The following is a 26787-nucleotide window of genomic DNA, read 5'->3' on the forward strand; positions in this document are numbered from 1 at the left end:
GTTAACCTAATATGACTCCGGCCTCAGGGCCACCCCCGAACGGTGAGAGACACAGCCATGCCGCACAACAGCCCCCACCGCCTCTCCCGCCGCGGCCTGCTCACCGCGGGCGGCGTCGCCGCATTCGGCGCCCTCCTCACCGCCTGCGGAGGAAGCGGCGGTTCGGGCTCCTCCGGCAAGGAGGGCGACGGCGGCGGCAGCTGGTCCTTCACCGACGACCGCAAGAAGAAGGTCACCGCCAAGTCGACGCCGAAGCGCATCGTCGCCTTCACCGGCACCGCGGCCGCCCTCGTCGACTTCGGCCTCGACAAGGAGGTCGTCGGCGTCTTCGGCGAGACCAAGGACAAGGACGGCAAGGCCGTCCCGCAGGCCGGGGACCTGAACGTCGACAAGGTGACCGTGCTCGGCAACGCCTGGGGCGAGTTCAGCATCGAGAAGTACGCGGCCCTGCGCCCCGAGCTGCTCGTGACGCACATGTTCAACGACGGCGCGCTCTGGTACGTGCCGGACGAGAGCAAGGACAAGATCCTGGGCCTCGGCGCCCCCAGCGTCGCGATCCGCACCGCCCGGGTCCCCATGACCGAGCCCATCAAGCGCTACGCCGAGCTGGCCGAGTCCCTCGGCGCCGACCTGAAGGCCAAGAAGGTCACCGACGCCAAGGCCCGCTTCGAGGCCGCCGCCGAGACGCTGCGCAAGGCCGCCAAGGCGAGCGGCGGACTCAAGGTCATGGCCGCGTCCGCCAGCGCCGACCTGCTCTACGTCTCCAACCCCAAGTCCAACTCGGACCTCATGTACTTCGCCGAGCTCGGCGTCGACCTGATCGTCCCCGAGAAGCTGGACGAGGGCGGCTACTTCGAGAGCCTCAGCTGGGAGAACGCCGGCAAGTACAAGGCCGACCTGATCCTGCTCGACAACCGCGACGGCCAGCTGCAGCCCAAGGCCCTCGCCGGCAAGCCCGCCTGGGCGGAGCTCCCCGCCGTCAAGGCGAACCAGATCACCCCGTGGGACTCCGTGCCCCGCTTCTCGTACGCGGGCGCCGCCCCGCTGCTCGAAACCCTCGCCAAGGCCATCCAGGATGCCAAGAAAGTGAGCTGACGTACCCATGCCGACCGCCACCGTCGCCGGACAGTTCCGCTTCTTCGACGCCCATGTCGTCCGCAGCCGGCGCCTCGGCCCCTCCATGGTCAGGATCACCTTCGGCGGAGAACAGCTGAAGGAATTCGCCGGAGGCGGCCGCGACCAGAGCTTCTCGCTGTTCCTGCCGCAGCCGGGGCAGAGCACCCCGGTGCTGCCCGAGAGCCACGGCGAGGGCCGGCTCGCGGAATGGCGGGCCATGGACCCGGCGGTGCGCGCCGTCATGCGCTCGTACACCGTGCGCGAGCAGCGCCGCGAACGGGCCGAGGTGGACGTCGACTTCGCGCTCCACGGCGACCTGGGCCCGGCATCGCGCTGGGCCGGCGAGGCCGCCGGCGGCGAGCAGGTCGTCCTGCTCGGCCCGGCCACCGAGGACAACAGGAGCGTCGGCTTCCGGCCGCCGCTGGGCACCGACTGGGTGCTCATCGCGGCCGACGAGACCGCGCTGCCCGCCGTCGGCGGCATCCTCGACTGGCTGCCGCAGGGCGTGCGCGCCAAGGTCTGGATCGAGGTGCAGCACGCCGAGGACGTCCTGGACCTGCCCTGTGCGGGCGACGCCGAGATCACCTGGCTCGTCCGCGACCATGCCCCCGGACCGCGTCCCGCCCTCCTCGTGGACGCGGTCCGGGCTGCCGCTCTGCCTGGCGGCATGCCGTACGCCTGGATCGCGGGCGAGTCCGGTGCCGTGAAGTCGCTGCGGCGTCATCTCGTCGGCGAGCGCGGTTTCGACCGCAAGAGGGTGAATTTCTCCGGCTATTGGCGGCTGGGGGCCTCCGAGGAGGACCTCCGGTCCGAGGCCCTCGCAGCGGCGTAGTCCTGCGCCCTGCCAGGGCCGCGCCCCTGACGGGGCGGGGCACCGGTTTGCCACCCCGGGATCACCTTAGGTTAGGCTTCCCTAAGTCACGCCAGCCCGACGAACCGTTGAGGACTGACCATGAGTTTCCAGGGGCGTTCGCACCTGTTCAACGACCGCAACGTCGACCACTACCGACGCTCCCTGACCGACGGAGTCGAACGCGTCGCCACCCGGATCGCACGCACCGAGCGGCCGTTCACCGGGGTCACCCCGGACGAACTGGCCCCCGAGATAGCCGCGATCGACCTGGAGCGGCCGCTGAGCGACCCCGCCGCAGCCCTCGACGAGCTGGAGAGCGTCTACCTGCGCGACGCGGTCTACTTCCACCACCCCCGCTACCTGGCGCACCTCAACTGCCCGGTCGTCATCCCCGCGCTGCTCGGCGAGGCCGTCCTCACGGCCGTCAACTCCTCGCTGGACACCTGGGACCAGAGCGCGGGCGGCACCCTCATCGAGCGCCGCCTGATCGACTGGACGGCCGGGCGCATCGGCCTCGGCGAGGACGCCGACGGCGTGTTCACCAGCGGCGGCAGCCAGTCCAACTTCCAGGCCCTGCTGCTCGCCCGCGAGGAGGCCTTCGCCCGGGCCGCCGCCGCGGCCGCGTACGCCGGGGGCACGCTCTCCAAACACGACTTCCTCCCCACACTGCGCATCCTCGCCTCCGAGGCGGGTCACTTCAGCGTCCAGAAGTCCGCGAAGATGCTCGGCCTCGGCATGGACGCCGTCATCGCCGTCGAGACCGACAAGGACCGGCGCATGCGCCCCGCGGCGCTCGCCCGCGAGCTCGAACGCTGCCGGAACGAGGACCTCGTGGTCATGGCCGTCGTCGCCACGGCCGGCACCACCGACTTCGGCTCCATCGACCCGCTGCCCCGCATCGCCGACCTGTGCGCCTGGGCCGGCGTCTGGCTGCACGTGGACGCCGCGTACGGCTGCGGCCTGCTGGCCTCCCCCACCCGGCGCCACCTGCTCGACGGCATCGAGCGCGCCGACTCGGTCACCGTGGACTTCCACAAGTCCTTCTTCCAGCCGGTCAGTTCCAGCGCCGTCCTGGTCCGCGACGGCTCCGTGCTGCGGCACGCGACCTACTACGCGGACTACCTCAACCCGGCCCGCATGGCCGAGCAGCGCATCCCCAACCAGGTCGACAAGAGCATCCAGACCACGCGCCGCTTCGACGCCCTCAAACTCTGGCTGAGCCTGCGCATCATGGGCGCCGACGCGATCGGCTCGCTCTTCGACGAGGTCGTGGACCGCGCCGCCCAGGCCTACGACCTGCTGGCCGACGACCCCCGCTTCGAGGTCGTCACCAAGTCGCAGCTGAGCACCGTCGTCTTCCGCTACCTGCCCCCGGCCGGCCCCGAGCGCGAACTGGCCGACGACGCCAACCTCTACGCCCGCGAGGCGCTCGCCGCCTCCGGCGACGCCGTCGTGGCCGGCACCAAGGTCGACGGCCACCACTACCTGAAGTTCACCCTGCTCAACCCCGAGACCTCGCTGGACGACATCGCGCACGTCCTGGAACTGCTCGCCGAGCACGCGGGACGGTTCGTCAACGAGAAGTCCGACCCCGAGCTGCGCCGCAAGGCCGGCTGACCGCACCCCTCGCCCCCGCCGCCCGCACGCCCCCGCACCGAGAGACCACGCATGTCCACCCATGACTTCATCGCGATCGGACTCGGCCCCTACAACCTGGGCCTCGCCTGTCTGACCGAACCCCTCGACGAACTCGACGGCCTCTTCCTGGAGAGCAAGGCGGAGTTCGACTGGCACCCGGGGATGCTGCTGGACTTCGCCACGCTGCAGACGCCCTTCATGGCCGACCTCGTCACGCTGGCCGACCCCACCTCCCCCTACTCCTTCCTCAACTACCTGAAGGAATCGGGGCGGCTGTACTCCTTCTACATCCGCGAGGTCTTCTACCCGGTCCGCAGCGAGTACAACGACTACTGCCGCTGGGCCGCCGCCAAGCTGGACAACGTCCGCTTCGGCCACAAGGTGACCTCGGTCGAGTACGACGAGGCCGCGGGCCTCTACACCGTCCACTCGACCGTGGCCGGCACCGGAGAAACGGTTCGCCACCAGGCGCGGCATCTCGTCCTCGGCACCGGCACCCCGCCGTTCGTCCCCGAGGCCTGCGAGGGCCTGGGCGGCGACCTCATCCACAACTCCGGCTACCTGGACGCCAAGGCGAACCTGCAGACGAAGGACAGCATCACCGTCGTCGGCAGCGGCCAGAGCGCCGCCGAGATCTACTACGACCTGCTGGCCGACACCGACACCCACGGCTACCGGATCGACTGGGTCACCCGCTCCCCGCGGTTCTTCCCGCTCGAATACACCAAGCTCACGCTGGAGATGACCTCCCCCGAGTACGTGGACTACTTCCACGCCCTCCCGGAGGACACCCGCTACCGCCTGGAGGCCGAGCAGAAGGGCCTGTTCAAGGGCATCGACGCGGAGCTCATCAACAACATCTACGACCTGCTCTACCAGAAGAACCTGCGCGGCCCGGTCCCCACCCGGCTGCTCACCAACACCGCCCTGAACACCGCCTCGTACGACGCGGAGAGCGGCACCTACACGCTCGGCCTCCACCACGCCGAGCAGGAGCGGGACTTCACCCTCGCCACCCAGGGCCTGGTCCTGGCCACCGGCTACCGCTACCGCGTCCCCGCCTTCCTGGAGCCGGTCCACGACCGCATCCGCTGGGACCGCCACGGCCGCTTCGACGTCGCCCGCAACTACAGCATCGACACCACCGGCCGCGGCATCTTCCTGCAGAACGCCGCCACCCACGCCCACAGCGTCACCTCCCCCGACCTGGGCATGGGCCCCTACCGCAACTCCTGGATCCTCCGCGAGCTGCTCGGCCGCGACGTCTACCCGATCGAGAAGTCCATCGCCTTCCAGGAGTTCGGCGCACCGGAGGGTGACCTCGCGTGATCACCGCCCCCTTCATGGAGTTCTCCCGCACCGACGACCGCATCGGCACCTTCACCCTGCGCCCCCTCGACCCGGAAGGTGACGCCGCCCTGCTGCACCCCTGGGTGACGCACCCCAAGGCCGCGTACTGGATGATGCAGGACGCGGACGTGGCCACGGTCGCCCACGAGTACCGCAAGATCGCCGACAACCCGCACCACGACGCCTTCCTCGGCCTCGTCGACGGCACCCCCTGCTTCCTCGTCGAGCGCTACGACCCCGCCCGCGCCGAGCTCGTCGGCCTGTACGAGGCGCAGGAGGGCGACGTCGGCATGCACTTCCTGTGCGCGCCGGCCGACACCCCCGTGCACGGCTTCACCCGCGCCGTGATCACCACGGTCATGGCGTGGCTCTTCACCGACCCCGCCCACCGGCGCGTGGTCGTCGAGCCCGACGTCCGCAACACGGCCGTGCACGGCCTCAACCTGGCCGTCGGCTTCGAGCCCGCCGCCACCATCGCCAAGCCCGAGAAGGACGCGCTGCTGAGCTTCTGCACCCGGGAGCAGTTCGAGGCCGCAGTGACCCGAGGAGCCGAGCAGTGAACCCGCACGACGCCATCGCCCACCTCACCCCCGCGCACTGGGACCGCGCCAACCGGCTGCTGGTCCGCAAGGCGCTCGCCGAGTTCTCCCACGAGCGGCTGTTCACCCCCGAGCAGCTGGACGGAGACCGGTACGCAGTCCGCAGCGACGACGGCACGGTGGAGTACCGCTTCACCGCCCGTCTGCTGACGCTCGGCCACTGGCAGATCGACGCCGACAGCATCACCCGCCACCGCGGGGACGCCGAACTGCCCCTCGACGCGATCGACTTCTGCATCGAGATGCGCGGGACGCTCGGCCTGAGCGACCAGATCCTCCCGGTCTACCTGGAGGAGATCAGCTCGACCCTCTCCGGCTCGGCCTACAAGGCCGCCAAGCCGCAGATCACGGCGGCGGAGCTGGCCAAGGCCGACTTCCAGACGGTCGAGACGAGCATGACCGAGGGCCACCCCTGCTTCGTCGCCAACAACGGGCGGCTGGGCTTCGGCGTGCACGAGTTCCACGCGTACGCCCCGGAGGCCGCGAGCCCCGTCCAGCTCATCTGGCTGGCCGCGCACCGCGACCACACCACCTTCACCTCGGCCGCCGACACCGGCTACGAGCAGCTGATGCGCGAGGAGCTCGGCGAGGAGACCCTCGCCCGCTTCACGCGGACGCTGACCGGGCTCGGCCTCGACCCGGACGCCTACCTGCTGCTGCCCGTCCACCCCTGGCAGTGGTGGAACAAGCTGTCGGTGACCTTCGCCTCCGAGGTCGCCACGCAGCGCCTCGTCCTGCTCGGCCCGGGTGACGACGAGTACCTCGCCCAGCAGTCGATCCGCACCTTCTTCAACACCAGCGCGCCGCACAAGCACTACGTGAAGACGGCACTCTCCGTCCTCAACATGGGCTTCATGCGCGGCCTGTCCGCCGCCTACATGGAGGCGACCCCGGCCATCAACGACTGGCTGGCGGAACTGATCGCCTCCGACGAGGTGTTCGCCCGCACCGGCCTGACGATCATCCGCGAGCGGGCCGCGATCGGCTACCGCCACCGCCAGTACGAGGCCGCCACCGACCGGTACTCCCCGTACCGCAAGATGCTGGCCGCCCTGTGGCGCGAGAGCCCCGTCCTGGGCCTGGAGCCGGGCCGGCGCCCGGCCACCATGGCCTCGCTGCTGCACACCGACGCCGAGGGCCGCTCGTACGCGGCCGCGCTGATCGAGCGGTCGGGCCTCGCCCCCGAGGTGTGGCTGCGCCGCTACCTGGACGCCTACCTGGTCCCGCTGCTGCACAGCTTCTACGCCTACGACCTGGCCTTCATGCCGCACGGCGAGAACGTCATCATGGTGCTCGACGACAGCGGCACGGTCGAGCGGGTGATCTTCAAGGACATCGCCGAGGAGATCGTGGTGATGGACCCGGAGGCGGAGCTGCCCGAGCAGGTCCGGCGCGTACAGGCGGCCATCCCCGAGGAGGAGCGCCTCCTCTCCATCTTCACCGACGTCTTCGACTGCTTCTTCCGCTTCCTGAGCGCGAACCTCGCGGAGGCGGGGGTGCTGGACGAGGAGACCTTCTGGCGGACTGTCGCGGAGTGCGCGGTGGACTACCGGAGTTCCGTGCCGCATCTCGCGGAGAAGTTCGAGCGGTTCGACCTCTTCGCCGAGGAGTTCACGCTGTCCTGCCTCAACCGGCTCCAGCTGCGCAACAACCAGCAGATGGTCGACCTCGCGGACCCGTCGGCGGCGCTCCAGTTCGTCGGCACCCTCCGCAACCCGCTCGCCCCCTTCGCGCCGTGACCGCATCCACGGCCTGCACCGCCACCGGGCCGGGAGCCGCACCCCGGCTCCCGGCCCGGTGGCTGGTCCTCGCGGTGATCTGCCTCGCGCAGCTCGTCGTGATGCTCGACAACACCGTCCTGAACGTGGCGATCCCCTCCCTCTCCCGGGAGCTGGGCGCGACCGGCACCGACATCCAGTGGGTGATCAACGCCTACTCGCTCGTGCAGGCCGGCCTGCTGCTGCCCTCGGGCAGCGCGGCGGACCGCTACGGCCGCAAACGGCTGCTCATGGCCGGGCTCGCGCTCTTCGGCGCGGGTTCGCTGGCGGCCGGACTCGCGGACTCCACCGCCCAGTTGATCGCCGCCCGCGGCGGCATGGGCATCGGCGGGGCCCTGCTGCTGACGACCACGCTGGCCGTCGTCATGCAGGTCTTCGACGCCGAGGAACGCCCCCGGGCCATCGGCATCTGGAGCGCGGTGAGCGCCCTCGGCTTCGCCGCCGGGCCGCCGATCGGCGGCGTGATGCTCGCCCACTTCTGGTGGGGCTCGATCTTCCTCCTCAACATCCCGGTCGTGCTGGCCGGCCTGATCGCCGTCAAGTTCCTCGTCCCGGAGTCGAAGAACCCGGGCAGCGGCCCGCCCGACCTGTTCGGCGCCCTCCTCTCCGCCGCGGGCATGACCGCGCTCGTCTACGCGATCATCCAGGTGCCCGAGACGGGCTGGGGCTCGGCCGAGGTCCTCGTGCCGGCGGCGACGGCCGCCGTCCTCCTGGCGGCCTTCGCATGGTGGGAGCGGCGCGTCCAAAACCCCATGCTGGACCTGCACTTCTTCCGCAACCGGCAGTTCGTCGGAGCGGTCTCGGGCGTCGTCCTCATCACCTTCGGCGCCAGCGGCGTGCTCTATCTGCTCACCCAGCAGCTGCAGTTCGTCCGCGGCCACACCCCGCTGGAGGCCGGGCTGCGGATGGTGCCGTTCGCCGCCACCATCGTGGCCCTCAACTTCACGGGCGTCGCCGCGCGGGTGGGCGCGCGCCTGGGCCGCCCGCTGTCCATCGCCGCGGGCATGGCCCTGGCCGCGGCGGGCTTCGCCGTCGTCGCCTGCCTGACGACGGACGCCTACCCGCCGCTGCTGCTCGGCCTCCTCCTCATGGGAGCGGGCTGCGCCCTCGCCAACCCCGCCATCGTCGAGGCGGTCATGAGCGCCATCCCCGAGGACAAGGCCGGCGCCGGAGCCGGCGTCGACGGCACCATGAACGAGGTCGGCAACAGCCTGGGCGTCGCCGTCCTGGGCGCCGTCATGAACTCCCGCTTCACGGCCCTCCTCCCGGCGGCCTCCGCCGGCGCCGCCTCCCTCCCCGCGGCCCAGGCCGCGGCCCCCACGGAGGCGGACCGCGCAGCCGTCCTCGACGCCTTCGCGACGGGAGTCCGCGATGCCCAACTGGCGGGCGCGGCCGCCGTACTGGTGGGCGGCTGCGTGGCGGGACTGCTGCTGTGGCGGGCGGACCGGGGGGAAGGGGGCGGCAGCGAAGACCCACGGCACCACGAAGCGGCCTGACGTCCGTGAACAACCGGCCCCGCCAAGGGGCCGGTTGTTCACGCGTGAGGGTCGAGCTCAGACCTTGTAGCCGATCGGGCGATAGTTGAAGACCTGGTTCGGGTGACCGTTCCACTCGTTGAGTGCGATGTTCCCCTTGCCTTCCTCGGTGTCGAACACCGCCTTCGCCCGGTTGCCCGAAAAGCGGCCGTCACCGATGAATGGTGTGGTGGTCGTCATGATCGGAATCACGTGACCCTTTTTACCGTCGTCATAGTTCGGCATGACGAACGAGGTGTTCTTCTCGCACGGGATTGCCCTCGCCAGCCTGCCGTCCGGGTCCCGGCCGAGGTCCCGGCCGACGCACTCCCCCTTGTGCGGACCCTGGGTGATGATCATGCGATACAAAGGCCAATTGCCGCCATCGGCCTGGTAGGTCCCTCCCGTCCTCTGGTAGGCAAACATGCTGGCGGGGCGCTGCGCATTTTCCGAGTCGTTCCGACCGCGAGCGGAGCAGCGGCCGCAACAGCGAGAAGGCCGAGGACGGCCTTCCTGGATCGGGGGATTCTCGTCATCATTGGCAAGCCTTGTCGTTGGTAGACTTTTGCCGTTCACCAGACCTCATGCACCGGTGCGCCGCGTGGGCGGCGTGGAATCGACGGATGCCGAGGCCTGTGCCTTGAGCGTGACAGCCAGGGGCACGCCGACCGACCCGACTTCGGGCAGTTTCTTGACCCTACGAAAGGCGGGTCCGGAATTTACCGGCGCCCCGGAAAACGCATGCGAAGGGCGCCCGGCCTCGGCCGGGCGCCCTTCGTGCGACATCAGCCGGTGTACTTGGCGAACTCCTTGCTGAACTCCAGCGGCTTCTGCAGGATCGAGCTGCACGTGGCGTCGGCCCACTGGGTCTCGCCCTGCGGGCACTGCTTGTCCCGCGTGCCGGACCACATGGACAGCCAGGCCAGCTTGTTCTGCTGGGCAAAGTCGACGAGCTTCTTCGCATCGGCGGGACGGAAGATCTCGCCCTGGACGTCGTTCTGGCCGATCATGGGGGTGACGGCGAGCTTCTTCCACGCCTGGGCGTCGTTCAGGCCGAACACGCTCTTGACCGTGGACTGGGTCGCCTTGGCGGCGCTGATGGCGTAGTCGCCCATGTTGCCGCTGTAGGCGGGGCCGTAGTCCATGGCCATGATGTTGACGGTCGGGTCGCTCACGCCGTTGGCCCTGGCGTTCTTCAGCAGCTCCGTGCCGTCGTTCGTCAGGCCCTCCGGCATGACCGGCAGGGTGAAGCTGACGTCGAGCTTCTCACCCTTGGCCGCCGCCCTCTTCTGCAGCTCGGTGATGGCCTGCGCACGGCGGGTGTTGGAGGTGCGGTCGGCCAGGGCGCCGCCCTCGATGTCGAAGTCGACCTTGGTGAGCCCGTAGGCGTCGATCACCTTCTGATAGGCGTCGGCGAGCGCACCGGCGCTGGTGCACGCCTGCCCCAGCTCCATGCCGTTGGCACCGCCGAAGGAGGCGCGCACATCGCCGCCGTTCTTGCGGAACGCGCCGATCTGGGCGGCCACCGCATCCTTGTCGAGGCCGGTGACACCGCCCCACTTCGGAGTGCAGGAGTTGTCGGCGGCGACCACGAACGCCAGGTTGAACTCCTTGACCCCGGCCTCCTTGCCCGTGGCGGCGAGGTCGAAGGGCGGGTAGAGGGATGTGTCGACGTACGGGGTGAAGGACGCCTGACCGCCGTTGCCGGGTGGCGGCGTGGTCGGCGGGGTGGTCGGAGGCGTGGTGGGCGGCGTGGTCGGATGAGTCGGATCCGGGGTCGGGGTGGAAGTGGGGGGCGGCGTGGTCGGGGGTGTGGTCGGCGGCGTGCTCGCCGAGCACTTGTCGCCGTTGATCAGGCAGCCCGTGGGATCGGCCCCCGAACCGCTGCCGTGCGCCGCGCTGAAGCCGATGGTCACCTTCCCGCCGGGCTGGATCTTCTCGGTCCAGCTCTCCGGGGTCACCACCACATGACGGCCGTCGACGGTGTACTTGCCGTTCCACAGCGACTGGATGCTCAGCCCGGCCGGCAGGTCGAACTCCAGCTTCCAGCCGGACTGCACGGAGCCGGTCCCGTTGGCTATCTCGTAGACGCCTGTGTAACCGGTGTCCCACATCGAGGACTTGGAGAACGCGACGCCCGGCGCCGATGCGTTCGCTGTCGCCGGCACGAGCAGCGCCATGCCGCCGACGGCCAGGGCGGTCAGTGAACCGCCGATCACCTTTGCCTTCCGGGAACGCCTCTCCCGGTGCAGCGCGGGCTTCTTCGACTTCGACATGGGGGTGCTCCTCGATCGCCTCGTGACGTCCAGCCGCCCGCAAGGCTAGGAAGTCCGATGTCAATTCGGCGATCGCCAAAGGTGCCTTCTCCGTGCCCGCCGTCCGTCGTGCCGGACGGCCCGCCTGCTGCGCATGCGTCGTCCGTGCCCGCGGCCGGGTTCCCGCCCGCCGCCGGCGCCGTGCAGGCAGAGCCGGACCCGGATCTCCGCACCGCCGAGCACGGAAGGTCCGATGCGCACGTCGCCTCCGGTCGACTCGGCCACCCGCCGCGCGATGTCGAGGCCGAGCCCCGTGGAGCCGTCCTCGGCACCGCTGTTGCCCCGGGCCAGTGCGGCCTGCGGGTCGGCGATGCCGTGACCCGCGTCCGACACCAGCACGATCACCGCTTCGTCGGCACGGTGCACGTCGACCGCGAAGGCCGTGCCCTCCGGCGTGTGCCGGAAGACGTTGCCGAGCAGCGCGTCCAGGGCAGCGGTCAGTTCCGGCCGGGCCACGGGGACGTGCACCGGGCGGTCCACGCCTGCGGTCCGGGCCGCACGTCCCTCGTCCTCGGCGAGCGCCGACCAGAACGCCATCCGTTCCCGGATGACCTCCGATGCGTCGCAGCCCGCACCGGCCGCGGCCGGCCCGGCCGCCGGCCGGGTCTCGCGGGCGGTCCGGATGATGGCGTCGACGGCGCGTTCCAGCTGCTCCACCGCCGACCGCGTCTGGTCGGCGGCGGGACCGCCGCCCAGCGACGCCGCGTTGAGCCGCAGCACGGTCAGCGGGGTCCTCAGCCGGTGCGACAGGTCCGCCGCGAGTTCCCGTTCGTTCTCCAGGAGCCGGACGACCTGCCCGGCCATCGCGTTGAACGCGGTGGCGGCGGAGCGCAGTTCGACCGGCCCTTCCTCCGGCACCCGGGTGCCGAGCCGCCCGTCTCCCAGCTCGTGCGCCGCTGCCGCGAGTCGCCGGGCCGGGCCGACCAGCCGGGTGCCGAGCCGGTCGGCGACGGCGACGGATCCGACGACGAGGGCGACGCCGACGCCTGCGAGCGCCAGCCACGCGGTGGCGACGCCACGGGTGGCCTCCGCCGCCGGTACGAACGCCTCGACGACCGCGACCGCCCCGGATCCGAGCAGCACCGGCTGGAGCAGCGCCCATCCGCCCGGCACGCCGACCCGCGTCGTCCGCCCGTTGCGGCGGGCGGCCTCCTGGTCCCGGGGCGCCGACCGCAGGGTCCCGACCCGGACGTCGTCCCCCTGCGCCCCGGCGCCGGGAACGTGCACCCCGATCCGCCCCCGGGCGCCGAACCCGGTCGCGGCGAGGGCCTTCTCCAGCGCGCTCCGCTCGGTGGTCACGGTCAGGGCGGGGCCGATGGCCGCCGCCTGCCGTTCGGCGTTGGTGAACGCCCGGTCCCGGGCCATCTCCTGCACGACCAGGCCGAGCGGCACCGCGAAGGCGATCACCACCATGGCCGTGACCGCGAGGCAGACCCGGACCAGCGCCCATCTCACCGAGGTGGCTCCAGCTTGACGCCGACCCCCCGGAGCGTGTGCAGATAGCGGGGCGCGGCCGCGGTCTCCCCGAGCTTCCGCCTCAGCCAGGACAGATGGACGTCGACCGTCTGGTCGTCGCCGTAGGGCTGCTGCCACACCTCGGTGAGCAGTTCCTTGCGCCCCACCACGACACCGGGACGCCCGGCGAGGAAGGCCAGGAGGTCGAACTCGCGCCGGGTCAGCTCCACCGGGCTGCCGTCGAGCTCCACGAGGCGGCGCAGGGGGTCGACGGTGAGACCGCCGACGCGGAGGTGGGGCGCGGCCTGCCCGCTGCCGGCCGCCGCCCGGCTCCGGCGCATCACGGCGGCCATCCGGGCCGAGAGGTGCTCCACGGAGTAGGGCTTGGTCACGTAGTCGTCGGCACCGTCGTTGAGGACCCGTACGATGCCGGCCTCATCGTCCCGGGCGGTCGCGACGATGACGGGCACGTCGGTGATCCCGCGCAGCATCTTCAGCGCCTCCGCCCCGTCGAGGTCGGGCAGCCCGAGATCGAGGACGACGACGTCGAAGCGGTGGTGGGCCACCTCGCGCAGCGCCTCCAGCGCCGTGCCGACGCTGCGCACGGCGTGCGAGGCCTCGGTGAGGTGCCGGATGAGGGCGGAACGCACGGACGGATCGTCCTCGACCACGAGCAGGCTTGCCATGGTTCGCACCGTACGCTGACCGGGTCAATCGGTACTAGCGCCATAAGTCGGGACTGCTCAGGGTGATGTGGACATGATGCGCAGAGCGCTGATATCGGTGCTGTCGTGGTCGCTCGCCACCACGGCGGCGGCCACCCTCTGCTGGTGGAGCGTGCGGACGGTCATGGCCGGCACGGCGTACGACGAACCGGGCGCGGTCCCGCTCGCGAGCTCGGACGGTGCCGGTGCCGGGTCCCCGCCGCCCCTCTCCGGACTTCCCGGCGGACGAGGCGCCGCCCCGGCACCGACGGACGCATCCGGCTCCCCGCTGCCCGGAGGGCCGCCGTCCCGCCAGCCGTCCGGTCCGGCGACGGCATCCGGCGACGGGAGCACGCCCCGGCCCGGCCCGGAAGCCGGCGCGGCACCGGACGCCCCCGCTCCGTCCTCGCCCGCACCGCCCGCCGCTCCCGCCGCGCCGGGGAAGGTGGAGTCCTACGACGTCACGGGCGGGCAGGTCGTCCTCGAACTCTTCGCGGATTCGGCCCGGTTGGTGTCGGCGACACCGGCACCCGGCTGGCAGATGCAGCACTGGAAGCAGGACAAGTGGATCCGGGTCATGTTCAGCCGGGGCGAGGACGCGGTCTCGGTCTTCTGCACATGGCACGACCACGCGCCGCTGGTCACGGTCGACGGCGGATGACGACTGCCGCGGTACAGCCCGTCAACCCCGCATCAACATAACGGGATCCGGGTCGACTTCCGGGTGTTCCGGGGACCGGAAGCGCCTGCCTACCGTGTGCTCGATCCCGACCCCGATCCCGTCGAAGGCCCGATCATGCACGCATCCGATTTCCACGGCGCCCAACAGACGGCTCCCGCCGCCCCGTTCAGCGAGACGCCGATCTACGACGAACTCCTCACCGCCCTGGGCGACCCCCGGATGAACCCCATCCCGCTCGAGCCGCCGGAACTCGACCGGGAGAGTTCGCTGGGCTATCTGCCCTCCTACGCGGCCTGACCGGACACGCCCGGCGGCGGCTGCGTGTCCGCCCGCCCGGGCCGGGTACCCGTGGCCCGGTGCGGGCCGGACCGGTTCCGGATGGCGGGCGGATGACCGGCCGCGGCACGTCCGGCCTCGGTCTCACCTCCCCAGATCCCGTACTCGCGTCCCGCACGGCCCGCCTCGCGACAGGGCTCCCAGAGGTGGCACCGGCCGCACTGCGCGACGGCCCGCGCACGCGACTTCGCATCCTCGGCGTACCAGAGTTCCGGCTGCTCCGCACACGGCAGCCTCCCGGCGAAACCACCCAGCAGAACCCCGAGTTCATTCCTGCCGCCCGTATCGGCGGAAGACCTTCCCGGCCGTTCGGCAACCATGTGCGGCCTCCCTTTCCGATGTCGCGGCCTTCGCACTCGGCAGCCTAGGGCGGCGGTTTCGCGCCGATTGCAACCTTTCGTCAACGGGCGGTCATCCTTCGCAGGCAATTGAATTCCCTTCTGCGCAGCCCGTCATATTTCCGGGGCCCATCGGCTTCTTATGTGTGAAGTCCCCATCCGCGATCCGCCGACAGAGGTCCCCATGTCCGAACTCCCCGGCATTCCGGCCCACCTGGTCACCGTGGTGCCCGCCTCGTCCGGTGCCCACCGCAGGAACGTCCTCAGGAGGAGGCCCCGTCGCTGGTGGACCGCCGCCGTCGCACTGTGCGCACTGGCCGGCACCGGCGCGCACACGCTGCTGTCCGGCCCCGGGAACAAGTCCGACGGCCGGCGGATGGAACCGGCGCTGTCCCAGCCGGACTTGATGACGGCGGCCGACGCCGACACGGGCGGGGACCGGGGCCGGGCGGGGAGCGGCCAGGAGCAGTCGGCGGGCAGGGCGCAGCCCGCAGGCGGCACGGCCGACAGCACGGACGGCAGCCCCGAGCAGGCAGGCGGAACCGCGTCCGGTGCGTCCAGTACCTCCAGGAACGGCCGCAGCACACCCGTGGCCGTGGCCCGGCCGGCCGTCGACGCACCTCCCCCGGCGCCCGTGCAGGCGCCGGAGCCTCCCGCCCCTCCGGCGCCCCCGGCCCCGCCCCTGCCGGAACCGCCCGCAGCGCCCGCCCCCGCCGTCCCGCCGGAGGTCCCCGCGGACCACGTCACGCTCGCCAAGGGCGATGTCGGTCCGCAGGTCCGGGATCTCCACACCAATCTGCGGGCGTTGAGCCTGCTCTCCATCGAACCGTCCGACACCTACTGCGATACGACGGCGGAGGCCGTACGCACTTTCCAGGAGCAGGAAGGCGTGAGCGGCGACGCACCCGGGGTCTACGGCCCTCACACGCATCGAGCACTCACCACGAAGGTGGCCGCGCTTCCGGAAAACACCGGCGAGCCGGCGGTTCCGGCCGGTCCCGGAAATCCGCCCGCGGCGCGTCCCGGGGACATCGCGGTCTCCGGCCCGGATACCGCACCCGCTCTCTGAACACCCACCCCCCTTCTCGGATCCCAGAGAAAGCACGGATTCACCATGCGCCTCGTCAGCGGCGGAATCACCGCCGTCCTCCTCGGCCTGGCCGTTCAGGGCGTCGCCGCACCCACGGCCTCGGCGGCGGACAGCCCGGCTGTCGCCGAGGCCAGGAAACTCCAACTGCCCAATGTCACCAAGGACATCAACGACTGGTCCTGCCACGCCGAAGCGGGCAAGGAACCCGTCGTGATGGTGCACGGCACCTTCGGCCTCACCGGCTACGGCGACGAGGACCCCCTCGACCGCTGGGGCCGCATGGCCGAGCCCCTGAAGAAGGACGGGCACTGCGTCTACGCGCTGCAGTACGGGGTCGGGCTGCTGGACACGCCCGGCGTCACCGAGATCGAGAAGTCGGCCGCGCAGCTGAAGACGTTCGTGAACGGGGTCAAGGAGTCCAGCGGCGCGTCCAAGGTGAAGCTGGTGTCGCACAGCCAGGGCGGGCTCGTCTCCCGCTATTACCTCAAGGACCTCGGCGGTACGGAGTCCGCCGACGCCCTGATCGGGCTCGGCACCCCGAACAGGGGCACCGAGTACTTCGCCGCAAAGGTCGGGGCGTTGGTCTATCCGGCGGTCAAGCAGATGCTGCCGGACTCGGACTTCCTCAAGAAACTGAACAGCGGCGGAGACCTCCGCCCCGGGGTGGCGTACACGATGATCGCCACGGAGGCCGACGAGACGGTGACGCCGTACACCAGCGCGCACCTCCAGGGTCCGGCCTCGCAGCTCACCAACGTGACGCTCGGCGGGAAGAACCCGCCGTCGCACGACCACCTGCCCAACTCGGCCGAGGCGATCGCCTGGGTCAGGGAAGCGGTGCGCTCCGACGGGCCCGCGTCCCCCTCCTTCCGCCCGGGGCAGGACGCCCCCGACGGCACGCCCCCGGCCACGCCGTCGCCCGCCCCCTCGGACACCCCCTCGGCCGCCCCGGGCGAAGGGTCCGGCGGCTCCGACGGCGGCGACAGCATCGACGCGCCCCTCGCCCAGCCCACCGTGCTGGCCGCCGCGGCCTCCGTGGTCCTTCTCGTCGGCGGCCTCCTCGCCTACCTGGGCAACCGCCGGTTCCGGTCCGGCCGCTGAGCACAGCCTTCCCCTTCCCGAAGAGCCATCCCGAAGCGCCATCCCGAAGCGCATTGTCAACGCCCTCTCGCTGGAGATCCCATGTCGAAGCGGAACCACCTCGTCCGACGCTCGCTCGCGCTGACGGGAGCAGCCGGAATCATCGGACTGCTCTCGGCCGGCACCGCCCAGGCCATCGACTGGCCCACGTTCGGCTACCAGTCGGGCTGGGGCTACGTCCAGGACCGCGGCGGCAACCTGCCGCAGGCGTACGGCCACCTCGTGGCGGTCAAGGCCCCCCTCTTCGAGACCGGCATCACCTACGGTGCCGCGCACTCGCCGACCGTCCCGGGCAAGTACCCGAACGACTCGTACAAGCCCGACCTGGACGTCAGCATCCTCGGCGTCGTCGAGGCCAGTTCGCCCAGCTTCACGCTGAAGCACGACGACACCAAGGGCACCGCGTCGTACGAGGGTTCCGTCGGAAAGCTCGATCTGACCGTCCCGGCAGGCCTGGCGAACGTCCGGTTCGTGGCGAGCGGCCTGGACTACGGCCTGAAGGCCGAGCCCGGCAAGGACCTGGAGACCAGCCACCAGATCCTCGGCGCGAAGTTCCAGCAGAAGAACTCGGCCGGCGAGTGGGAGACGAAGAACGAACTCTCCGTCGGCGCCACGGTCAAGGTGGGCATCCCGAACGTCGTCGAGGGCGTCTACGCCGAGACGATCTACACCGACAAGAACGGCAAGCCCACCGCGGACAACAAGCCGTCCGAGAACGGGTACTTCAACGCCTTCCGTGCGTCGGCGCTGGGCGGCATCGCAGGGGAGATCTCCTGCTGCCACGGCGCCGTGATCGCCGGCGAGAAGCCCACCGACGTCCCGGTTCCGCTGATCGGCACGGCGACCGCGGCGGCGGCCGCCGGACTGATCGGCGGCGCCATCGCCCTCAAGCGCAAGCGCCGGGCAGCCGCCCAGGGCACCGTCACCACCAACTCGGCCCAGTAGGGCCGCACACCGTGTGCTCGGGGCCCCGGGCAGCACCGCCCGGGCCCCGGGCGCATCCCTGTCCCGGCGCGGCCACGCGACCGGGGCACACCCATCGAACCCGGAGAGTGTCATGCAACACCGTGTCATCGGCGGACTCATCGGCGCCGGGCTTGCCGTCTCACTGCTCGCGGGCTGCGCCGGGCAGGGCACGGCACGCGCGGACGTCACCGTCACCGGCACGTACGGAGAGCGTCCGGCCGTGGAGCGGAAGGGCACTCCCCCCAGGTCCCCGCAGATCGACGTGGTGAGCAACGGCGACGGCAGGACCGTCGAAAGCGGCGAGATCGTCATCGCCGACATCGACATACGCGTCTGGAAGGACAACCGGGAATACCTGACCACGTTCTCGGAGAACGGCCACCCCAACAGCGTGATCATGGACGGCACCCACGTGAGCCGCACCTGGGACAAGGCGCTGATCGGCAAGAAGGCGGGCAGCCGTGTCGTGCTCACCTCCCCGGCGAGCGAGGGCTTCGGCCCCAACCAGCTGCCGCCCACGGGCACCACCGCCGCCGACACCCTCATCGTCGTCTTCGACATCCTCGGGTCGTACGCCCCCACCGCGGCGGCCGAGGGGGAACCGGTCGAGGACCAGGAGAGGCTGCACCTCCCGTCCGTCTCCTACGACTCCGCCGGTGTGCCGGCCCTCGGATTCCCCGACGGCCCCGCCCCGGAGGAGCCGTCGGCCGGCACCCTCATCGAGGGCAAGGGGAAGAAGGCCGGGGAACACGACGCCGTCGTCGTCCAGTTCTCCCACCAGCCGTGGGATTCCCCGACCCCCGACCAGACCTCGTACAGCCCCAGGGCACCCCGCGCCTTCAACCTCGACGGAGAAGGCGTCCCCGCGTCCTGGAAGCAGTTCGTGGCCGGAGCCCGTGTCGGCAGCCGCCTCGTCGTCGCCGAGCCCGGCGACCCGCAGAACCCCGAGGACAAGGGCGGGGCGTACGTCATCGACATCATCGACTCCGTTCCCCATGGCAACCGCTGACCCGGCCGTCTCCCCCAGAGTCCTGGGCACCGCCCTCGCGGCCGGTGCCGTCGCCGTGTCCGGGCTGTGGGCGGCCGGGGTCCGGCCGGCGTGGCAGGCCGATGTGCTGTGGTCGGCGGCGGCCCGCTGGTGCGGCCTGCTCGGGGGCTACGGGATCCTGGTCATGCTGTTCCTCATGGCCCGGGTGCCCGCGGTGGAACACGGGGTGGGCGCCGGCCGGCTGGCACGCTGGCACGCCCGGGGCGGCCGCCATGTGCTGTCGCTGTGCGTGGCGCATGCGGTGTTCGCCGTGCTCGGTCACGCCGCGGCCGCGGGACTCGGCCCCGTCGACGCCGCCGTCGCCCTGCAGCGCTATCCGGCGATCGCCGCCGCCTCCGTGGGCACGCTCCTCCTGCTGCTCGTGGGCGCCGTCTCCGTCCGGGCCGTGCGCCGCAGGGTCAGCCACGAGACGTGGAGCCTGGTCCACCTCTTCAGCTACGCGGGCGGCGCACTGGGCTTCCTCCACCAGCTCGCCGGACCGGACGTCTCGGTCTCCGACGTCAGCCTGTGGGTGTGGTCGCTCCTGCACTCGGTCGTCGCAGTGGTCCTCGTCTGGTACCGCATGGTGGTACCGGTCGCCCGGGCGGTGCGGCACCGGCTGCGGGTGACGGAGGTCCTCGACGAGGCGCCCGGCGTCGTCTCCGTCGTCATGGAAGGGCGCCGGGTGGAGGAACTGGGCATCGCACCCGGCCAGTTCTGCCGCTGGCGCTTCGCCGGCCGCAGACTGTGGCGCACCGCCCTCCCGTTGTCCCTGTCCGCTCCCGCCGACGGCGACAGGCTGCGCATCACCGTCAAGGCGGCCGGCGACCACACGCGCCGGCTGCGCCGACTCCGTCCGGGTACCCGGGTGTTCGCCACGGGACCGTTCGGGGCGATGACCGCCCGCCGGCACGACGGCGGCAAGGCGCTGCTCCTCGCCGGAGGAATCGGCATCACCCCCATGCGTGCGCTGTTCGAGGCGGTACCCACGCCACCGGGAGGACTCACGCTCCTCTACCGGGCCTCGCACGAGGGCCAGTTGGTACTGCGCCGGGAGCTCGAAGCGATCGCCGGGCAAAGGGGCGCGGAGCTGCACTACCTGCTCGGCCGGCGCTCCGACGCCGATCCGCTGGCGCCCGCGGCGCTGCTCGCACTGGTCCCGGACCTGGCGGACCGCACGGTGTTCCTGTGCGGTCCACCCGGCATGGTCGACGCTGCAAAAGCCGCCCTGACCCGGAACGGGGTGCCTGAACGGCGCATCCATTCCGAGTCGTTCACGCTCTGACCCGCCCGGCCACCCCCGGCATTCCCCGGCATTCCCCGGCATTCCCCGGAGACGACGCATCACCATGGGAAGACACCGCAAGCCCCGGCCGCCCGCCCGGCAGTCCCCCGCCGCACGCGCCGTGCTGGCCTGCACGCTCCTCGGGGCCGGCGCCCACCTCGCCACGCTCATCGCCGGCCGCGGGACGCCCGCCGCACCGCCCGGACCCCGGGACACCCGGAGCGCCCGAGAGGTGATTTCTCTTGCCACTCTCCTCCATCGAGGATCCACCTCCGGCAATACCCCGGCGCCGGACCGCCCGAAAGAATTCCTTCCATGGGCCGTCAATTCGACGCCATGCCCGCCGAATTCGGAGAGCAGGTAATCCCTATGGCGTCTGCCGGTGCACACAGGGCGCCGTCCGTCCGCTCCACCGACCGGGAGCTGTGCGACAGGATCAGGGCAGGTGACCGGGAAGCCTTCCGGTACGTCTGGCAGGACCACTGCACGGCCGTGCACCGGTACACCGCACGCGTGGGCCGGCTGTCCGCCGACGAGGTGGAGGACGTGGTGGCCGACACGTTCGCGTCCACGCTGAAAGCGCTCCTCAACGGCCACGGGCCGCAGGACGAGGTGCGCCCCTACCTCTTCAGCGTTGCGCGCAGCCACTGCCAGCGGACGTACGTGCGCCGCCACCGCGAATACCTCGTCGACACCATCGACGAGAACTGCGGCGTCGGCGGCTTCGAGGAGCACTCCCCCGCCGAGGCCGACGAGATGGCCGAACTGCTCGCGGAGCTCGTCCCGTCGCACCGGGAGGCCCTCCGGCTCCGCTACCTGGACGGGCTCACGGTGGTGGAGGTGAGCGCCCTGTTCGGGGTCACCGCCGGAGTGATGACGGCACGCCTCTACCGGGCCCGCGGTGCCCTGCGCCGGGCTTACGTGCGACGGCAGTTGGAGCAGGCTGCGCCGGGATGCCGCGGTCATCTCTCCGGCTTCCTCAGGATCGTGGCGAACCCGGCGGCGGAGGGCCGGCACGCCGTGTTCTCGTGCGAGAAGTGCTCGCCCATCGCGGAGCAACTGGGCGTCATGCTGCGCGTCACAGCCGAAAGGATCCGCCCATGACCGCCCGGGTCGTCATCGCCGACGATCACGCGATCGTCAGAGCCGGACTCCGGATGACGGTGAACGGCTTTCCCGGATACCTCGTCGTGGGCGAGGCCTCGGACGGCGCCGAGGCCGTCGCCGTCGGCCGGGCGGCGCAGCCCGATCTGGTCCTGATGGCCATGCACATGCCCCGGATCGACGGCCTGGAGGCGACCCGGCAGCTGCTGCGCCTGCACACCCCGCCGAAGGTGGTGCTCCTCACCTCCCACCCCGTCGACAGCAGGGTCCTCGACGCGCTGCAGTCGGGCGTCTGCGGCTTCCTGCTCAAGGACACGCCGCCCGCGGAGCTCCGCCCGGCTCTCGACGTCGTGGTGGCCGGCGGGCAGATCGTCTCGGCCGACGTCGTCTCCCTGGTCCTCGCCCGGGCCGGGAGGCACGGCGCCCTGTCCGGCCCCGGCGCACACGACCGGGTCGGCGCGCTGAGCCAGAGCGAGCGGCGGGTGCTCGAACTGATCGGCAGCGGCCTCTCGAACGTGCAGATCGCCCACCAGCTCCATCTGTCCGTGGCCAGCATCAAGACGTACGTGTCCCGGCTGCTCGCCAAGGTGGGCGTGGACAACCGCACCCAGGCCGCGATCCTGGCCCACGAGACCGGGATCATGGGCGAGAGCCAGAACGCACAGGGCCGGCAGGACGGCTGACCGTGTCAGTCCGGACCGTCGGCGTCGACGAGTCCCGCCTCGTACGCGACGATCGCCGCCTGCGTGCGGTTCTCCAGGCCGAGTTTCACCAGCGTCCGCGAGACGTACGTCTTCACGCTCGAAGCGGACAGGTGCAGGTCCTCGGCGATCTGGGCGTTGGTCTTGCCCGCGCCGAGGAGCGCCAGGACGCGCTGCTCGCTCTCCCCCAGTGCGGCGAGCTTCTCGTGGACCGCGCCGACCCGGATGGGAGTGCGGCGGATGGCCTGGCGGACCAGGGCCTGCAGCACCGAAGGCGTGAACACCCGGCCGCCCTTGGCCGCCGCGTGCAACGCCGAGGACAGCTCCTGCGGGCAGAGGTCCTTCAGCAAGAACCCGCTGGCGCCGGCCTCCAGCGCCTCGATCACCCGCGCGTCGGTGTCGTACGTGCTCAGCACGAGGACACTCGGCGGGTCGGGCATCCGCATCAGCCGTACGGTCGCCTCGACGCCGTCGGTCCGGGGCATGTGCAGGTCCATCAGCACCACGTCGGGACGGAGTTCGGCCACCCGGGAGACGGCCTCTGCACCGTCCGCGGCCTCGCCCACCACCTCGAAGTCCCCTGACGACTCGATGAGCATGCGCAGTCCGGACCGGATGATCACCTGGTCGTCGACGATGAGTATGCGGTGAGCCATGGAACCGGCCTCTCTTTCAATGGGCGCGTCATGCCCGGTGGTCGTCCCCCCGGGCGGCACCCGCGGGGACGTCGTCGTCCTGGCACGGAAGCGTCGCTTCGAGCAGGAATCCGCCGGCGGACGCCGGACCGGCGGCGAAGGAGCCGCCCGCGGCGGCGACCGCCGCGCGCAGGCCGCGCAGGCCGAGGCCTCCCGAGTCCTTCACGATGGAGATGCCGCGGCTCGGTCCGGTGCGGACGGAGAGGGACACGGTGTTCCCGGCGAACGTCAGCGTCATCCCCACCGGTGCCCCCGAGGCGTGCTTCGCGGCGTTGGTGAGCGCCTCGTGGCTGATCCGGCGCAGCAGCCGTTCGGTCTCCGCGGGCAGCGGGCACGGCCGGCCGGCCGACCGGTAGTCGATGTCCATGCCGACGGCCGCCATGTTCCGCGTCAGGCTCTGCAGGAACTCCGCGCACGGGATCCGCTCGCCCAGCCGTTCGCCGCCGTCCTCCGGGGCGAAGAGCGTGTCGACGACCCGCCGGAGTTCATGGGCCACCTCCCTCGCCGCGTGCTGCATCGCGTCCACGATGCGGCGGGCCTCCGGTGCCAGATCCGTGCGCTGCTGGAGCGCCCCGGCGTACAGGGTCAGCACGGTGGCCTGGTGGCCGGCGTTGTCGTGCACCTCGAAGGCCAGCCGGGTGCGCTGTTCGAGTGCCGCGAAGCGCGCCGCGTGCGTCATCGAGTCCTCCACCTGGGCCAGTTGCCGGTGGAGCAGTTCGTTGAGCATGCGCTGCCGGCGGACCACCGCGCCGAACAGGGCGGGCATGACGATGATCAGCAGGGCCGCGTACAGGAACATCTCCACGCTGGGCGCGGACGTGCCGGTCAGCGTGCGGCTCAGCAGGTAGAGCGCGATGGCCGTTCCGTAGCTCCAGAACCGCAGCACGCCGCCGTACCGGGCGACCGAGTAGGCGCCGACGGCCAGAACGGTGCGCTCGTCGGAGACGAGGCTGGCCAACAGCCCGGCGCACAGGCAGATTTCCGGGCGGCTGCGCCGCCAGAACAGGGTCCCCGAAGCCAGCACGGCGATGAGACAGTTCGCCGGATAGCTCATGACCAGCCCCGTGCTGGCCACCGAGCTGTCGAGGAGCACCAGGCACGCGGCCCCCGCGGTGAGCACGACGATCAGCCAGTCGAGGCAGCGCTCGCGGCGCTGCGAGCCCGGCGGCCCCAGCGCGTGGAGGGCCTTGTGCCACGTCACCACGTCACTCCGCAATCCTTCACTTCGTCCGCCTCGCACCCTGGTTCATGCCGACTGGTGCCACTCCAGGAGCTTCTTCCGCATCTCCGCCCGCACGGTGGGCGTGAGGACGGCACCGGCCTGGTCGACCAGGCGTGCCGCCTCGAAGGCCACGAGCCCAATGTCGCATCCGGCGTCGGCCAGCACGGCCAGGGACGATCCGTCGGCGATGGCCATGAGGCACAGACAGCCCTGCTCCATGTCGATCATCGTCTGGTTGACCCGTCCGCAGCCGTACAGCTCCGCGGCGCCGCGGGTCAGTGACACCAGGCCCGAGGCCACGGCCGAGAGCTGTTCGGTGCCGGCCCGGTCGAGCCCCGGGGACGAGGCGAGTTCCAGTCCGTCCGAGGAGACCACGAGCGCGTGCCGCACCCCGGGGGTGCGCTCGGCGAACTCGGCGATCAGCCAACCGACGTTGGCGGCCATGGCCGCGGTCATGAGGGTTCCTCCTGGGGCTCCGCTGGGGGCGGGGTGCGGGGTGTGTCCGGGGGCGGGTGGGGGGACCGGGCCTGCCGGGCGCCGTGCCAGAAGCTCGCCGCCCGCTGCCGCAGTTCGTCCGCCTGCACCGGAGCGGCCCCGGCCGGCCCGGCCGCCGCCCCTCCGGCCGAGCCCGGCCGGAGGGCGGCCTGCGGCACGCGCACGGGGAGGCCGGACGCCGCCCGCTGCCCGGTGGCGGACGGGACGGGACCGGCCGGCACCGCGGGGACGGCTTCGCGGGCCGGCTGGTCGGGCTGCCTCGGCAGCCGCTGCTCCGGGACCGCCCAGGCCGGAGCCGCCGGCTGCGGCGACGGTTGCGGGACGTGCGCCGCCGGGGGCGCGGAGAAGGCCAACAGACGGGCGGGCAGGAGGACTTCCGCGGTCGTGCCGCCAGGGCCCGACCGCAGCAGGACCTGCATGCCGTGCCGGGACGCGAGCCGGCTGACCACGTAGAGCCCCATGCAGCGGGTGACGGCCATGTCCACCGCCGCGTCCCTCGCCAGGCGGGAGTTCAGCGCGTCCAACTGCTCGTGCGGAATGCCGACGCCGCCGTCGTGGATCTCCAGGACGAGCCCGCCGTCCGGTGCCCCGGCGGCGGAGACCTGGACCGGGGTGCCGGGCCGGGAGAACTGCGTCGCGTTCTCCAGCAACTCGGCCAGCAGGTGCGTGACGTCATGGGTGACGGGACCGCACACGGCGACCTCGGGGATCCCGACCGGCACGATTCTGGTGTACTGCTCGACCTCCGCGGCGGCGGCCCGGACGACGTCGACCAGCGGCGCCGGCTCGGACCGCCGACGCCCGGGCTCCTCCCCCGCGAGCACCAGCAGGTTCTCCCCGTGCCGGCGGATGCGGGTCGCCAGGTGATCCACCCGGAACAGCTCGGCCAGGGTCACCGGTTCGCGTTCCGTGTTCTCCAGCGCGGTGATGACCTCCAGCTGCCGGTGGACCAGTCCCTGGCTGCGCCGCGACAGTGCGACGAGCATGGCGTTGATGTTGGTGCGCAGGACGGCCTGTTCGGCCGTCTGCCGCACGGCCTCGCGGAAGACCGCGTCGAAGGCACGGGAGACGTCCCCGATCTCGTCCTCGACCCCGAGGTCGATGGGCGCGGCCTCCAGCGTCACCGGCTGTTCGCCGCCCCGGTCCGATATCTGCTGGACCAGGTAGGGAAGTTGGACGTCGGCGACCTGGAGTGCCGCATCGCGCACCCGCTTCAGCCTCCGGACCAGGGTGCGCGCCATCAGCACGGCGACCGTCATCGCGGCCAGCAGCGCCAGGACCGCGAGGGCCGCGCCGGTGACGGCCGCCCGCTCGGCGGACCGCTTTCCTTCGGCCGCATGGTTCAGCAGCCTCTGGGCCGCAGCGGTCTCCACCTCGTGGATCTGGTCGATCATGGCCGTCGAGGCCCGGTGCCACTCCTGGACGGTCACCCCGCCCGCCTTCTTCCGGTCGGCGAGCACCCGGTCGAGCAGCTTGCTGACTTCGGCGCCGTGGACGATCCGGTCGTACCTGGCCCGGTCCTCGCCGAGGTCCAGGAAGCGGAACTCCTGCAGAGAACGCTGCTGCACGCCGCTCAGCTCCCGGACCGCCGCCTCCTCGTCGGCCTTCAGGCCGCCGTCGGCCAGTGCGGCGTTCAGCAGCGCCCGCTGCCCGGAGAGCGCCGCCTTCTCCATGGAGAGCGCGTGCAGCGCCCAGCCCTCCGCCATCGGCTGTTCGTCCCCGAAGTCCAGCTCGGTGTCGAGGGCCAGCATCGGCGTGACGATGTCGTCGTACGAGCGCTGCGTCCGCACGGGCCCGGAGTGCGGGCCGTAGGCCTCGCGCCGCAGCGCGGGAAGGTCGTCCAGAGCCCGCTCGACGGTGGCCAGCCGCTTCGTGAACCCGGCCCCGCCACCGACCGCTCGGGCCTTGGCGCGGAAGTCCTGCAGCGCCTCGTCCGTCGCGTTGCGGTGCTTGGTCACGTCGTCGGTGGTGCGGCCGGGGGAGAGTGCGGCGACGTCACGCTCGTTCTGCAGCGAGTGCGCGGCGACCGTGGCGGCGAAGACGAGCCGTGTCTTGCGCTCGGCCGCGGCCTTGCGGTCGGCGAGGGCCAGGGCGTCGGCGACGTGGACGGCGACGAGGGCTGCGCACAGGACAGCCGGGACGGCGAGCGCCACGGCCAGCCGCGTGGTCAGACGCCAGGCACGGCGGCGGCGCGGCCCGCCCACGGATTCGGGATCCAATTCCCACTCACCAGCCTCTGCGTGATTCTCGGACCGCATTCCTGCAGTAAACATTAGTAGAAGGAGGGTCGACCAAATCGCGGAGAAAGACTGATTCTTCCGCTACCAAGGATGACACTTTCCCCGCACGGGCAAGACGTTCGTAGGGTGAGATACCGGCGGACG

General features: G+C 71.5%; 25 protein-coding genes. 16 read left to right on the plus strand and 9 right to left on the minus strand.

Annotation, left to right across the window (positions count from 1 at the left end; genetic code table 11):
* The first annotated feature begins 57 nt into the window (after positions 1–57).
* The 7 genes from ACLHRZ_RS23755 (at position 58) to ACLHRZ_RS23785 (ending at position 8830) form a co-directional block, all read left to right on the plus strand.
* Positions 58–1095 carry an ABC transporter substrate-binding protein gene (locus tag ACLHRZ_RS23755; RefSeq protein WP_490420611.1) on the plus strand — a complete coding sequence of 346 codons (1038 nt, stop codon included), beginning with the start codon at positions 58–60 and terminating at the stop codon, positions 1093–1095.
* Between the two features lie 7 nt (positions 1096–1102).
* Positions 1103–1948 carry a siderophore-interacting protein gene (locus ACLHRZ_RS23760; protein ID WP_490420510.1) on the plus strand — a complete coding sequence of 282 codons (846 nt, stop codon included), beginning with the start codon at positions 1103–1105 and terminating at the stop codon, positions 1946–1948.
* A gap of 120 nt (positions 1949–2068) precedes the next feature.
* Positions 2069–3586, plus strand: coding sequence for a pyridoxal phosphate-dependent decarboxylase family protein (locus ACLHRZ_RS23765; protein WP_490420511.1), 1518 nt, complete (start codon positions 2069–2071; stop codon positions 3584–3586).
* A gap of 51 nt (positions 3587–3637) precedes the next feature.
* Positions 3638–4936 carry a lysine N(6)-hydroxylase/L-ornithine N(5)-oxygenase family protein gene (locus tag ACLHRZ_RS23770; protein WP_490420512.1) on the plus strand — a complete coding sequence of 433 codons (1299 nt, stop codon included), beginning with the start codon at positions 3638–3640 and terminating at the stop codon, positions 4934–4936.
* Positions 4937–4950: 14 nt separating this feature from the next.
* Entirely contained in the window at positions 4951–5517 is a 567-nt protein-coding gene (locus ACLHRZ_RS23775) for a GNAT family N-acetyltransferase (protein ID WP_490420612.1), read from the plus strand.
* Positions 5514–7295, plus strand: coding sequence for an IucA/IucC family protein (locus tag ACLHRZ_RS23780; protein ID WP_490420513.1), 1782 nt, complete (start codon positions 5514–5516; stop codon positions 7293–7295). Before ACLHRZ_RS23775 ends, ACLHRZ_RS23780 begins: the two co-directional genes overlap by 4 nt.
* Positions 7292–8830 (plus strand): MFS transporter, encoded by a 1539-nt coding sequence (locus ACLHRZ_RS23785; RefSeq protein WP_490420514.1) that lies wholly within the window; start codon positions 7292–7294, stop codon positions 8828–8830. Before ACLHRZ_RS23780 ends, ACLHRZ_RS23785 begins: the two co-directional genes overlap by 4 nt.
* A 57-nt stretch (positions 8831–8887) precedes the next feature.
* On the opposite strand, the gene ACLHRZ_RS23790 is transcribed toward ACLHRZ_RS23785, so the two are convergent.
* From ACLHRZ_RS23790 to ACLHRZ_RS23805, 4 genes are all read right to left on the minus strand, one after another.
* Entirely contained in the window at positions 8888–9208 is a 321-nt protein-coding gene (locus tag ACLHRZ_RS23790) for a hypothetical protein (RefSeq protein WP_490420515.1), read from the minus strand.
* 425 nt (positions 9209–9633) lie between these two features.
* Entirely contained in the window at positions 9634–11124 is a 1491-nt protein-coding gene (locus tag ACLHRZ_RS23795) for a glycoside hydrolase family 18 protein (protein WP_490420516.1), read from the minus strand.
* Between the two features lie 60 nt (positions 11125–11184).
* Complete coding sequence (locus ACLHRZ_RS23800; RefSeq protein ID WP_490420517.1) at positions 11185–12618, minus strand: sensor histidine kinase; 1434 nt, start codon at positions 12616–12618, stop codon at positions 11185–11187.
* On the minus strand, positions 12615–13304 hold the full coding sequence (locus ACLHRZ_RS23805) for a response regulator transcription factor (protein WP_490420518.1): 690 nt from the start codon (positions 13302–13304) through the stop codon (positions 12615–12617). Before ACLHRZ_RS23805 ends, ACLHRZ_RS23800 begins: the two co-directional genes overlap by 4 nt.
* 73 nt (positions 13305–13377) lie before the next feature.
* On the opposite strand from ACLHRZ_RS23805, the gene ACLHRZ_RS23810 reads away from it, so the two are divergent.
* A complete protein-coding gene (locus tag ACLHRZ_RS23810) occupies positions 13378–13983 on the plus strand; it encodes a hypothetical protein (protein ID WP_490420519.1) in 606 nt (201 codons plus the stop codon).
* 135 nt (positions 13984–14118) lie between these two features.
* Positions 14119–14301: a hypothetical protein gene (locus tag ACLHRZ_RS23815; protein ID WP_490420520.1), complete on the plus strand. Its 183-nt coding sequence runs from the start codon at positions 14119–14121 to the stop codon at positions 14299–14301.
* Here the strand turns inward: ACLHRZ_RS23815 and ACLHRZ_RS23820 are convergent.
* Positions 14289–14660 (minus strand): WhiB family transcriptional regulator, encoded by a 372-nt coding sequence (locus tag ACLHRZ_RS23820; protein ID WP_490420521.1) that lies wholly within the window; start codon positions 14658–14660, stop codon positions 14289–14291. The two genes, ACLHRZ_RS23815 and ACLHRZ_RS23820, sit on opposite strands and share 13 nt — an antisense overlap.
* A 202-nt stretch (positions 14661–14862) precedes the next feature.
* Between ACLHRZ_RS23820 and ACLHRZ_RS23825 the strand changes: the two genes are divergently transcribed.
* From ACLHRZ_RS23825 to ACLHRZ_RS23855, 7 genes are all read left to right on the plus strand, one after another.
* Entirely contained in the window at positions 14863–15747 is an 885-nt protein-coding gene (locus ACLHRZ_RS23825) for a peptidoglycan-binding domain-containing protein (protein WP_490420522.1), read from the plus strand.
* 45 nt (positions 15748–15792) lie between these two features.
* Positions 15793–16869: an alpha/beta fold hydrolase gene (locus ACLHRZ_RS23830; protein WP_490420523.1), complete on the plus strand. Its 1077-nt coding sequence runs from the start codon at positions 15793–15795 to the stop codon at positions 16867–16869.
* Between the two features lie 81 nt (positions 16870–16950).
* Positions 16951–17853, plus strand: a complete 903-nt coding sequence (locus ACLHRZ_RS23835) for a hypothetical protein (protein ID WP_490420524.1) — start codon at positions 16951–16953, stop codon at positions 17851–17853.
* A gap of 112 nt (positions 17854–17965) precedes the next feature.
* The gene (locus ACLHRZ_RS23840; protein WP_490420525.1) at positions 17966–18883 is read left to right on the plus strand and encodes an FKBP-type peptidyl-prolyl cis-trans isomerase; all 918 of its coding nucleotides are present in this window, start codon (positions 17966–17968) and stop codon (positions 18881–18883) included.
* Positions 18870–20186, plus strand: coding sequence for a ferredoxin reductase family protein (locus ACLHRZ_RS23845; protein WP_490420526.1), 1317 nt, complete (start codon positions 18870–18872; stop codon positions 20184–20186). Before ACLHRZ_RS23840 ends, ACLHRZ_RS23845 begins: the two co-directional genes overlap by 14 nt.
* A gap of 369 nt (positions 20187–20555) precedes the next feature.
* Positions 20556–21290 (plus strand): RNA polymerase sigma factor, encoded by a 735-nt coding sequence (locus ACLHRZ_RS23850; RefSeq protein WP_490420527.1) that lies wholly within the window; start codon positions 20556–20558, stop codon positions 21288–21290.
* The gene (locus tag ACLHRZ_RS23855) at positions 21287–21973 is read left to right on the plus strand and encodes a response regulator transcription factor (protein ID WP_490420528.1); all 687 of its coding nucleotides are present in this window, start codon (positions 21287–21289) and stop codon (positions 21971–21973) included. The genes ACLHRZ_RS23850 and ACLHRZ_RS23855 overlap by 4 nt, the downstream gene beginning before the upstream one ends.
* 5 nt (positions 21974–21978) lie before the next feature.
* Here ACLHRZ_RS23855 and ACLHRZ_RS23860 read toward each other — a convergent pair whose 3' ends face one another.
* Genes ACLHRZ_RS23860 through ACLHRZ_RS23875 form a run of 4 tightly spaced genes read right to left on the minus strand, consistent with a single transcriptional unit; the run spans position 21979 to position 26622 of the window.
* On the minus strand, positions 21979–22647 hold the full coding sequence (locus ACLHRZ_RS23860) for a response regulator transcription factor (RefSeq protein WP_490420529.1): 669 nt from the start codon (positions 22645–22647) through the stop codon (positions 21979–21981).
* A gap of 28 nt (positions 22648–22675) precedes the next feature.
* The gene (locus ACLHRZ_RS23865; RefSeq protein ID WP_490420530.1) at positions 22676–23887 is read right to left on the minus strand and encodes a sensor histidine kinase; all 1212 of its coding nucleotides are present in this window, start codon (positions 23885–23887) and stop codon (positions 22676–22678) included.
* A 45-nt stretch (positions 23888–23932) separates the two neighbouring features.
* On the minus strand, positions 23933–24364 hold the full coding sequence (locus ACLHRZ_RS23870; RefSeq protein WP_390776921.1) for a roadblock/LC7 domain-containing protein: 432 nt from the start codon (positions 24362–24364) through the stop codon (positions 23933–23935).
* The gene (locus ACLHRZ_RS23875; RefSeq protein ID WP_490420531.1) at positions 24361–26622 is read right to left on the minus strand and encodes a sensor histidine kinase; all 2262 of its coding nucleotides are present in this window, start codon (positions 26620–26622) and stop codon (positions 24361–24363) included. Before ACLHRZ_RS23875 ends, ACLHRZ_RS23870 begins: the two co-directional genes overlap by 4 nt.
* Positions 26623–26787: the final 165 nt, after the last annotated feature.

This window comes from Streptomyces sp. AM25, from assembly GCF_058146165.1.